At 55.2% G+C, this 10,447-nt stretch carries 10 protein-coding genes and 1 other RNA gene; 7 read left to right on the top strand and 4 right to left on the bottom strand.

Features of this window, described 5'->3' with window-relative positions; genetic code table 11:
* Nucleotides 1-52: 52 nt before the first annotated feature.
* A non-coding RNA gene (locus tag IM313_RS15860) (RtT sRNA) lies at nucleotides 53-181 on the top strand.
* A gap of 125 nt (nucleotides 182-306) precedes the next feature.
* Entirely contained in the window at nucleotides 307-645 is a 339-nt protein-coding gene (locus tag IM313_RS15855) for a FlxA-like family protein (protein WP_192971232.1), read from the top strand.
* Here IM313_RS15855 and IM313_RS15850 read toward each other — a convergent pair.
* Nucleotides 642-1,577 (bottom strand): LysR family transcriptional regulator, encoded by a 936-nt coding sequence (locus IM313_RS15850; RefSeq protein WP_192971231.1) that lies wholly within the window; start codon nucleotides 1,575-1,577, stop codon nucleotides 642-644. The two genes, IM313_RS15855 and IM313_RS15850, sit on opposite strands and share 4 nt — an antisense overlap.
* 89 nt (nucleotides 1,578-1,666) lie before the next feature.
* Between IM313_RS15850 and IM313_RS15845 the strand changes: the two genes are divergently transcribed.
* A complete protein-coding gene (locus IM313_RS15845) occupies nucleotides 1,667-2,662 on the top strand; it encodes a bile acid:sodium symporter family protein (protein WP_192971230.1) in 996 nt (331 codons plus the stop codon).
* Here the strand turns inward: IM313_RS15845 and IM313_RS15840 are convergent.
* From IM313_RS15840 to zipA, 3 genes are all read right to left on the bottom strand, one after another.
* Nucleotides 2,659-2,874, bottom strand: a complete 216-nt coding sequence (locus IM313_RS15840; RefSeq protein WP_003861328.1) for a DUF3820 family protein — start codon at nucleotides 2,872-2,874, stop codon at nucleotides 2,659-2,661. The two genes, IM313_RS15845 and IM313_RS15840, sit on opposite strands and share 4 nt — an antisense overlap.
* Nucleotide 2,875: 1 nt before the next feature.
* Nucleotides 2,876-4,891 (bottom strand): NAD-dependent DNA ligase LigA, encoded by a 2,016-nt coding sequence (ligA, locus tag IM313_RS15835; RefSeq protein ID WP_028013993.1) that lies wholly within the window; start codon nucleotides 4,889-4,891, stop codon nucleotides 2,876-2,878.
* Nucleotides 4,892-4,960: 69 nt separating this feature from the next.
* The gene (gene zipA, locus IM313_RS15830) at nucleotides 4,961-5,935 is read right to left on the bottom strand and encodes a cell division protein ZipA (RefSeq protein WP_048999323.1); all 975 of its coding nucleotides are present in this window, start codon (nucleotides 5,933-5,935) and stop codon (nucleotides 4,961-4,963) included.
* Between the two features lie 230 nt (nucleotides 5,936-6,165).
* Here zipA and cysZ point away from each other — a divergent pair, with 230 nt between their 5' ends.
* The 4 genes from cysZ (at nucleotide 6,166) to ptsI (ending at nucleotide 10,409) form a co-directional block, all read left to right on the top strand.
* The gene (cysZ, locus tag IM313_RS15825; protein WP_192971229.1) at nucleotides 6,166-6,927 is read left to right on the top strand and encodes a sulfate transporter CysZ; all 762 of its coding nucleotides are present in this window, start codon (nucleotides 6,166-6,168) and stop codon (nucleotides 6,925-6,927) included.
* 163 nt (nucleotides 6,928-7,090) lie between these two features.
* Nucleotides 7,091-8,062 carry a cysteine synthase A gene (gene cysK, locus IM313_RS15820; protein ID WP_192971228.1) on the top strand — a complete coding sequence of 324 codons (972 nt, stop codon included), beginning with the start codon at nucleotides 7,091-7,093 and terminating at the stop codon, nucleotides 8,060-8,062.
* Nucleotides 8,063-8,379: 317 nt separating this feature from the next.
* On the top strand, nucleotides 8,380-8,637 hold the full coding sequence (gene ptsH, locus IM313_RS15815; protein ID WP_000487600.1) for a phosphocarrier protein Hpr: 258 nt from the start codon (nucleotides 8,380-8,382) through the stop codon (nucleotides 8,635-8,637).
* Between the two features lie 44 nt (nucleotides 8,638-8,681).
* The gene (gene ptsI, locus IM313_RS15810) at nucleotides 8,682-10,409 is read left to right on the top strand and encodes a phosphoenolpyruvate-protein phosphotransferase PtsI (RefSeq protein WP_008501604.1); all 1,728 of its coding nucleotides are present in this window, start codon (nucleotides 8,682-8,684) and stop codon (nucleotides 10,407-10,409) included.
* Nucleotides 10,410-10,447: the final 38 nt, after the last annotated feature.

Genomic DNA, 10,447 nt, shown 5'->3' with positions numbered 1-10,447 from the left:
AGCTAGTAATCCTGCACGACCCACCAATGTAAAAAAGCGCCCTAAAGGCGCTTTTTTGCTATCTGCGATCTGGATGATTCGAACCTGCAGCAGGTTCGAGCCGAACGCAGTGAGGCACCGGAGCCGTTTACGGCGACGGCCCGAAGGGCGAGCGAAGCGAGTCATCCTGCACGACCCACCAATGTAAAAAAGCGCCCTAAAGGCGCTTTTTTGCTATCTGCGATATAAAAATGTGAACCTGCCGCATTTTCCTCAAGCTAATCCCGTCGGTGCCGATACCTCTGTTTTATAACGCGAGGAAAAAGTATGACGACCATTCAGGCTTCAACCCAACAGATTCAAACCAGCGGCGCGAGTGGCTCTTCGAGCAGTAACGATGTCTCTGCGCAAATCACCCGCATTCTCGACAAGATCAAAAAGCTGACCCAGCAGTTAAAAGAGCTGGCAAACAGCCCCGGCAGTGCAGATGAGAAGAAGAAGCAGCAGGAACTGATTCAGACCCAGATCAAAGTGCTGCAGGCGCAGCTCGCCGCACTGCAGCGCCAGCAGGCCGAAGAAGCTCAGAAGAAGCAGGATCAAAAACTGGGCAAAGTAGAAGGCGTGAATAGCCCGTCAGACACTAATCAGATTGATATCTACATCTAATCGTCTGATGCGTTAAACAGTGGATCGCGTATGCGGGCCTCGGTTAATCGTTGTGCCTGGATACGCACCACTTCCCAGATGGCCTGCGCCGCACCCGAGAGCGAACGATTTTTTCGCCGCACCAGCATCAGCTTTCGTTCGACAACGGGCGTCAGCCGCCTCACCGCCAGCTGGCTTCCCTGCGGCAGGGGAAGCGCCAGAGCGGGCAACACGCTGATGCCAATTCCGGCTTCCACCATCGGAAACAGCGTGGCCGGATGACCAATCTCCTGCACGATCGTTGCCTTAACGCCCTGATTCACCAGCGCGGAATCAATCAGCGGGCGGCTGCCTGAGGCATAATCCTGTAAAACCAGGTTCGCCCCCTGCAGGGACTGCCAGCTGACCTCGAGCAACGCTGCCAGCGGGTCGTCGTCACGACAGAGCAGTAAAAAAGGTTCAGAAAGAACGCTTTCGCATTCCAGATCGCTCACCTGGCCAGGATCGATCACAATACCAAAATCCACATCCCCCTGGCGGATGCTCTCCAGCACCCACTGCTGCGGTCTGTCATGCAGGACAAAATCAATATCAGGATAGCGATGGTTACCCTCAGCAATACATTGCGGGATAAGGTGCGCGGATATCGTCTGGCTGGCCGCAACCCGCACGGTGCCCGACAGCTGCTGCCCCAGCCTCCCCACGTCTCTGAGCGTGCTGTTCAGCTCATCAAGCAGCCGTTCAAGACGCAGGGCCAGCTGCTGCCCGGCTTCGGTCAGGACCACTTCGCGAGTGGTGCGGTCAAGCAATCTAACGCCGGTCTGGTTTTCCAGCTCCTTCACGCTGTGGCTGACCGCCGACTGGCTCAGGCCGATCATTTCACCTGCCCGGCTAAAGCTGCGGGCATGGGCGACGGTGACGAAAATGCGAAGCTGGCGTAGGGAATAATTCATCTGTTTAATTCATGAATGGATGCAATAAATCAATTTTATTTCTCAAATGGAAAAAAGCACAATAGCGACATCTGTTTTCAGGAGTCATTATGAAACTATTTCGTATTCTTGATCCGTTTACACTTACCCTGGTGGCCACCGTTTTACTGGCCTCGTTCTTCCCTGCTCGCGGCGGTTTCGTCCCTCTTTTTGAGGGACTGACGACAGCCGCCATCGCACTGCTGTTCTTTATGCACGGCGCAAAGCTCTCCCGCGAAGCGATTATCGCTGGCGGTAGCCACTGGCGACTGCACCTCTGGGTGATGTGCAGCACGTTTATTCTGTTCCCGATCCTCGGGGTGCTGTTTGCCTGGTGGGCACCGGTTAACGTCGATCCGGCGCTCTACACCGGTTTCCTGTATCTCTGTATTCTCCCGGCCACCGTGCAGTCTGCCATTGCCTTTACCTCTCTTGCCGGAGGGAACGTTGCAGCCGCGGTCTGCTCCGCTTCGGCATCCAGCCTGTTAGGGATATTCGTCTCCCCGCTGCTGGTGGGCCTGCTGATGAACATGCACGGCGCGGAAGGTAACCTTGAGCAAGTCGGCAAAATCTGCCTGCAGCTGCTGCTGCCGTTTGTCCTGGGCCATCTCTCGCGTCCGTGGACCGGGGCGTTCGTGGCGAAGCATAAGAAATGGATCTCCAAAACCGACCAGTCGTCGATTCTGCTGGTGGTCTATTCCGCCTTCAGCGAAGCGGTCGTAAACGGGATCTGGCATAAGGTGGGCGCAGGCTCGCTGCTGTTTATCGTGGTGGTCAGCCTCGTTCTGCTGGCAATTGTCATTGCGGTGAACGTTTTTGTGGCGCGCAAATGCGGCTTCAGCAAAGCCGATGAGATCACTATCGTCTTCTGCGGCTCCAAAAAGAGCCTGGCGAACGGCATCCCGATGGCGAACATTCTGTTCCCCACCTCGGTGATCGGGATGATGGTGCTGCCGCTGATGATTTTCCATCAGATCCAGCTGATGGTCTGCGCGGTGCTGGCGCGTCGCTACAAGCGCCAGACGGAAAAGCTGGCGCAGGAAGAGACCCGCGCCGCGAAGGCTTAAGGACGCTTCAGGGGCTGCACCAGCTGGGTCAGCCCCTCGGTTTTGATCAGTAACGTGATAGCCATCAGCTCGCCCAGACGCCCGGCGGGGAATTCGTCCTTGCGGGCGAACCACAGCAGGTACTCCTCCGGCAAATCGATCAGCCTGCGGCCCTTATATTTACCGAACGGCATTTCCGTATTGGCGATCTCAACGAGCTGCTCTTTCTCCACGTTACTCTCCTAACAGGCGCATCATTTCCGCTTCGTCGATAACCTCAATGCCGAGCTCCTGGGCTTTCGCCAGCTTCGAACCCGCAGCTTCGCCGGCAATCACCAGGTCGGTTTTCTTCGACACGCTGCCCGCCACTTTGGCCCCCAGCGCCACCAGACGCGCTTTTGCATCGTCGCGTGAAAGCTGGCTAAGGCTACCGGTTAGCACCACGGTTTTACCGGCAAATGGGCTATCAATTTCTTCGGCGTTGACCACCACCGGCGCAGGCCATTTAATGCCCTCTTCCAGCAGCTTGCCGATGACCTCGCGGTTGCTCTCTTCGGCAAAGAAGTTAAAGACGTGCGTGGCGACGACGATGCCGACGTCCGGCACTTTCTGCAGCTCGTCGATGCTTGCCTTTTCCAGCGCCTCCAGCGTACCAAAGTACGCGGCTAAACCTGCCGCCGTCGCTTCGCCGACTTCACGAATGCCCAGCGCGTACAGGAAGCGGGCGAAGGTCGTCTCTTTCGCTGCTTCCAGCGCGTTAACCACGTTCTGGGCTGACTTCGGCCCCATGCGATCCAGACCGGTCAGTTTGCCCGCCGTGAGCCTGAACAGATCCGCTGGCGTATGGACATACTCTTTCTCAACCAGCTGATCGATAATCTTGTCGCCCATGCCGTCAACGTCCATTGCGCGACGGGAAACAAAGTGCTTAAGCGACTCTTTACGCTGCGCGCCGCAGATCAGGCCGCCCGTACAGCGGGCCACCGCTTCGCCTTCCACACGCTCTACGTCAGAGCCGCATACCGGGCAGTGGGTCGGGAAAACGACCTCGCGCGTATCATCAGGACGTTCTGACTCAACAACGTTCACCACCTGCGGGATAACATCGCCCGCGCGGCGAATCACCACTTTGTCACCGATGCGCAGGCCGAGGCGTTCGATTTCATCGGCGTTGTGCAGCGTAGCGTTACTCACCAGCACGCCTGCGACCTGCACCGGCTCCAGTCGAGCGACCGGGGTAATAGCGCCCGTACGGCCCACCTGAAACTCCACGTCGCGGACAAAGGTCATCTGCTCCTGGGCAGGGAATTTAAACGCCACCGCCCAGCGCGGTGCACGCGCCACAAAGCCCAGCTGCTCCTGCAGCGCCAGCGAATTGACCTTGATGACAACGCCATCGATATCAAAGCCGAGCGTCGGACGGTCCTCTTCCACTTTGTGGTAGAACGCCAGCACCGCTTCCGGCGAGTCGCAGAGCTGAACGCGGTTGCTCACCGGCAGGCCCCAGGCTTTAAACTGCAGCAGACGCCCGAGGTGCGTATCCGGTAACTCACCACCTTCCAGAATACCGACGCCGTAGCAGAAGAAAGTAAGCGGTCGCTTCGCGGTGATGCGCGGGTCAAGCTGGCGCAGAGAGCCTGCCGCCGCGTTACGCGGGTTAGCAAACACTTTCCCGCCGGTGCGACGCGCCTCTTCGTTAATTTTCTCGAATCCCGCCTGCGGCAGGAACACCTCGCCGCGCACTTCCAGACGCGCGGGAATGTTGTCTCCCTGCAGCTTCAGCGGGATCGCGCGGATGGTTCGCACGTTGGTGGTGATGTCTTCACCCGTCGTACCGTCGCCACGCGTGGCGGCACGCACCAGCACGCCGTTTTCATAGAGAAGACTGACCGCCAGGCCGTCGAGCTTCAGCTCGCAGCACCAGGTGAGGGAATCGCTGCTTTTCAGACGGTCCTGCACGCGCTTGTTAAACGCGAGGAAGCTCTCTTCATCAAAGACGTTGTCCAGCGACAGCATCGGCACTTCGTGACGCACCTGGCTGAAAGCCCCCAGCGGCTCGGCGCCGACGCGCTGGGTCGGAGAATCTGGCGTAATCAGTTCCGGGTGCTGCGCCTCCAGCTCGCGCAGCTCGCGCATCAGCCGGTCATACTCCGCATCCGGCACTTCCGGTGCGTCCATAACATGATAGAGATATTCATGATGGCGAAGCGTGGTTCGCAGTTCAGTGAGTTGTTGTTCGATTGAGTCCATATCGCACCATCAATGAGAAAAAACCCCCGACAGGCGGGGGTTGAGGAGGAGTTGAAGTAAACGCGACAATTACGCGTTGGCTTCCTTTACTTCGCGGATGCGGTCCTGATACTCGCGCAGCTTCTGCGGGGTCATCATTCGACGCTGATCGTCGAGCACCACACCACCCACTTCATCAGCGATGTGCTGAGCGGACTGCAGCATCAGCTTGAAGTTTTGCAGCTCGTCGCCGTAGGACGGCACCTGCATAAAGATAGTGACACCTGGCGTCACGAAATCACCGGTCATTTCCGGGTCAAAGGTGCCTGGGTTGACCATATTGGCCAGGCTAAACAGCGCCGGACCACTACCGTCAGGGCTCAGGTGGCGATGGAAAATATTCATATCGCCAAACTTGAAGCCTGCCTGTTGAATACTGTTGAGCAACACGTCACCGTTGAGATGGCTGCCGTGATGCGCGGCCACGTTCATGATGATCACCGCTTCCTTACGCTGCGGCTTTTCAACAACCGGTTCAGGCTCGGCGACCGGCTCTGGCTCAACGTGCGGAGCCGGAGCGGGCTGCGGCGCAGGCTGTACATGAACAGGCTGCTGCGGCTGCTGAGCAGGTTGCTGTTGCACGGGCTGCTGCACAGGTTGCTGTTGAACCGGCTGTGGCGCAGCGGGCTGCTGTTGGACAGGCGGTTGCGGCGGCTGACGTACAGGTTCTTCCACTGGCTGCGGCGCTGGCTGGCGCGGCTGGGCAGAGGCATACGGCGGTTGATACTGGTGCTGCGGAGCGCGGGGGGCTTCATGCTCCCCATGAGCCGCGCCGGGCGCAGTATTGACCCGATGAACACGAACTTCACCCACGCCGTCGTCGTCGCTACCGGTGATGTCATCTTCAGTGTCATCATCATCACGACTGGACTTCATGCGCTTCAGTGGGCGATCGCGAAACATCGAGGAACGCTCTTTACGGCTGGTCCAGAAACCATGTACCAGTAAAGCGATTATGGCGATCGCGCCAACAATGATTAATATCAGACGCAAATCCTGCATCATTATATTCTCTGTTGTTCTAACACCTTGCCACCACGGCAAACATTTACTCACTAAGAGTATTTGCCGTTTACGTCAAGTGCAAGTGTGTGCAGAGCATTCACAGCATAAAGATGAAGGAAATCGTGCTTTTTGCTGGTTTTTCGAACATTTCCGAACTGGTCATTGGTTCGTAAGTGGATAATATAGGCGGGCAATTCCACTGGTTGTGTAAAAAGGAGTACAGCCTGACTATGGTTTCAACATCTTCTTCCCCCACGCGCAGCGGCGTCTGGTATTTTTCTCAGGGCTGGAAACTGGTCTCCCTGCCGGGGATTCGACGCTTCGTCATTCTGCCGCTGTTGATCAACATTATTCTGATGGGCGGCGCGTTCTGGTGGCTGTTCACAAAGCTGGAGAGCTGGATCCCGTCGCTGATGAGCCATGTGCCAGACTGGCTGCAGTGGCTTAACTACCTGCTATGGCCGGTGGCGGTGATTTCCGTGCTGCTGGTGTTTGGCTACTTCTTCTCAACGATTGCAAACTGGATAGCCGCACCGTTTAACGGTTTGCTGGCGGAACAGCTGGAAGCGCGCCTTACCGGTGCAACACCGCCGGACACCGGCATATGGGGGATCATGAAAGATCTCCCTCGCATTATGAAGCGCGAGTGGCAGAAGTTTGCCTGGTACCTGCCCCGCGCGATTGTGCTGCTTATCCTCTATTTTGTGCCCGGCATTGGCCAGACGGTGGCACCGGTGCTGTGGTTCCTCTTCAGCGCCTGGATGCTGGCCATCCAGTACTGCGACTATCCGTTTGATAACCACAAGGTGCCGTTTAAAGAGATGCGCACCGCCCTGCGCAGCCAGAAGGTTGCCAATATGCAGTTTGGGGCGCTGACCAGCCTGTTTACCCTGATTCCAGTCCTGAATCTGTTCATCATGCCGGTTGCCGTTTGCGGCGCAACGGCAATGTGGGTGGACTGCTACCGTGCTAAGCACGCGTTATGGAAATAATGCAAAAATGTGTAAAACAGGGGTGGCTTATGCCGCCCCTTATTCCATACTGATCCCCATTATTTCCTTGCAGTATATAGATATGCGAATTCCTTACTTCCCCCTACCTGCTTAGCAGGTATGCTGGGTTGGTATCCCAATTTCATACAGTTAAGGACAGGCCATGAGTAAGATTTATGAAGACAACTCGCTGACTATCGGTCATACGCCCCTGGTTCGACTGAACCGTATCGGTAATGGACGCATCCTGGCGAAGGTCGAATCACGTAACCCGAGCTTCAGCGTAAAATGCCGTATCGGTGCAAACATGATTTGGGATGCTGAAAAACGTGGCGTACTGAAACCTGGCGTTGAGCTGGTAGAACCGACCAGCGGCAATACCGGGATCGCACTGGCCTATGTTGCTGCCGCGCGCGGCTACAAGCTCACGCTGACCATGCCTGAAACCATGAGCATCGAGCGTCGTAAGCTGCTGAAAGCGCTGGGCGCGAACCTGGTGCTGACCGAAGGCGCGAAGGGCATGAAGGGTGCCATTCAGAAAGCCGAAGAGATTGTGGCCAGCGATCCGGCGAAATACCTGCTGCTGCAGCAGTTCAGCAACCCGGCTAACCCGGAAATTCACGAGAAGACCACCGGCCCGGAAATCTGGGAAGATACCGACGGCCAGGTTGACGTCTTTATCTCCGGCGTGGGTACCGGCGGTACGCTGACCGGCGTGTCACGCTATATTAAAGGCACAAAGGGTAAAAATGACCTGATTACCGTTGCCGTTGAGCCGACTGACTCACCGGTTATCACCCAGGCGCTGGCGGGGGAAGAGCTGAAGCCCGGCCCGCATAAAATTCAGGGGATTGGCGCTGGCTTCATTCCGGGTAACCTGGATCTGAAGCTGATCGATAAAGTCGTTGCCATCACGAACGAAGAAGCCATCTCTACCGCGCGTCGTCTGATGGATGAAGAAGGCATTCTGGCGGGTATCTCTTCCGGTGCGGCCGTTGCGGCAGCGCTCAAACTTCAGGAAGATGAAGCCTTTACCAATAAGAATATTGTGGTTATCCTTCCTTCCTCGGGTGAGCGTTACTTGAGCACCGCGCTGTTTGCCGATCTGTTCACGGAAAAAGAGCTGCAACAGTAGTGCCAGTATGTTAATAACGCGTAAAAAAGCACCTTTTCGGGTGCTTTTTTGTGACCTGCTTCAGACTTTTGCCCCTCCTGGCATTGCTTCACCCCGATGTGTCTGGTATTTAAACCAGCAATTATTTTGAAGCGTGAAATTAATCAGTGAACGAAATACCCTTGCTGAATCGATTTTATGATTTGGTTCAAGTCTTCCTTTCGCTGCATAATGTTTAATGACGATTGAAACGTCAGCGCTAACAATACAGGCTAAAGTTAAGCCGCCAGGCTAGACTTTAGTTCCACAACACTAAACCTATAAGTTGGGGAAATACAATGTTCCAGCAAGAAGTTACCATTACCGCTCCGAACGGTCTGCACACCCGCCCTGCTGCTCAGTTTGTTAAAGAAGCGAAAGGCTTCACTTCTGAAATCACTGTAACTTCCAACGGCAAAAGCGCTAGCGCAAAAAGCCTGTTCAAACTGCAGACTCTGGGCCTGACTCAGGGCACCGTTGTTACCATCTCTGCTGAAGGTGAAGACGAGCAGAAAGCAGTTGAGCATCTGGTTAAACTGATGGCTGAGCTCGAGTAAGTTTCCGGGTTCTTTTAAATATCAGTCACAAGTAAGGTAGGGTTATGATTTCAGGCATTTTAGCATCCCCGGGTATCGCTTTCGGCAAAGCACTGCTGCTGAAAGAAGACGAGATCGTCATCGACCGGAAAAAAATTTCTGCCGACAAGGTTGATCAGGAAGTTGAACGTTTTCTGAGCGGTCGTGCCAAGGCATCTGCGCAACTGGAAGCGATCAAAACTAAAGCTGGCGAAACTTTCGGTGAAGAAAAAGAAGCCATCTTCGAAGGGCATATCATGCTGCTCGAAGATGAGGAGCTGGAGCAGGAAATCATAGCCCTGATTAAAGATAAAGGCATGACGGCCGACGCGGCTGCGCATGAAGTTATCGAAGGTCAGGCAACTGCCCTGGAAGAGCTGGATGATGAATACCTGAAAGAGCGTGCGGCTGACGTACGTGACATCGGTAAGCGCCTGCTGCGCAACATCCTGGGCCTGGCCATTATCGACCTGAGCGCGATTCAGGATGAAGTGATCCTGGTTGCCGCTGACCTCACCCCGTCTGAAACCGCACAGCTGAACCTGAAAAAGGTTCTCGGTTTCATCACCGACGCGGGTGGCCGTACCTCCCACACCTCAATCATGGCGCGTTCTCTGGAACTGCCTGCCATCGTGGGCACCGGTAGCGTCACCTCTCAGGTGAAAAACGGCGACTATCTGATTCTGGATGCCGTAAACAATCTGGTTTACGTCAACCCAACTAACGAAGAGATCGAAAAACTGCGCGCGGTTCAGGAGCAGGTTGCGACTGAAAAAGCGGAACTCGCTAAGCTGAAAGACCTGCCAGCCATCACCCTGGACGGCCATCAGGTAGAAGTGTGCGCAAACATCGGTACCGTACGCGACGTTGATGGCGCTGAGCGCAACGGTGCGGAAGGTGTTGGTCTCTATCGTACAGAATTCCTGTTCATGGACCGCGACGCGCTGCCTACGGAAGAAGAGCAGTTTGCTGCGTATAAAGCCGTCGCAGAAGCGTGTGGCTCACAGGCGGTTATCGTCCGTACCATGGACATCGGTGGCGACAAAGAGCTGCCGTACATGAACTTCCCGAAAGAAGAGAACCCGTTCCTGGGCTGGCGTGCCGTGCGTATCGCGATGGATCGTAAAGAGATCCTGCGTGACCAGGTTCGCGCTATCCTGCGTGCCTCCGCTTTCGGTAAGCTGCGCATCATGTTCCCGATGATCATCTCTGTTGAAGAAGTGCGTGCACTGAAGAAAGAGATTGAAATCTACAAACAGGAACTGCGCGACGAAGGTAAAGCATTTGACGAGTCAATTGAGATCGGCGTGATGGTGGAAACACCAGCAGCGGCGACCATTGCGCGTCATTTAGCCAAAGAAGTTGATTTCTTTAGTATCGGTACCAATGATTTAACGCAGTACACCCTGGCAGTTGACCGTGGTAATGATATGATTTCACATCTCTACCAGCCAATGTCACCGTCCGTACTGAACTTGATCAAGCAAGTTATTGATGCTTCTCATGCAGAAGGTAAATGGACTGGCATGTGTGGTGAGCTTGCAGGCGACGAACGTGCTACACTTCTGTTGCTGGGTATGGGTCTGGACGAATTCTCTATGAGCGCCATTTCCATCCCGCGCATTAAGAAGATTATCCGTAACACGAACTTCGAAGATGCGAAGGTGTTAGCAGAGCAGGCTCTTGCTCAACCGACAACGGACGAGTTAATGACGCTGGTTAACAAGTTCATTGAAGAAAAAACAATCTGCTAATCCACGAGATGCGGCCCAAATTACTGCTTAGGAGAAGA

Origin of the sequence: Enterobacter cloacae complex sp. P2B (assembly GCF_014895985.1) — a bacterium.
GTDB classification, from domain to species: domain Bacteria; phylum Pseudomonadota; class Gammaproteobacteria; order Enterobacterales; family Enterobacteriaceae; genus Enterobacter; species Enterobacter bugandensis.
This window is presented reverse-complemented; position numbering and strand designations above follow the sequence as displayed.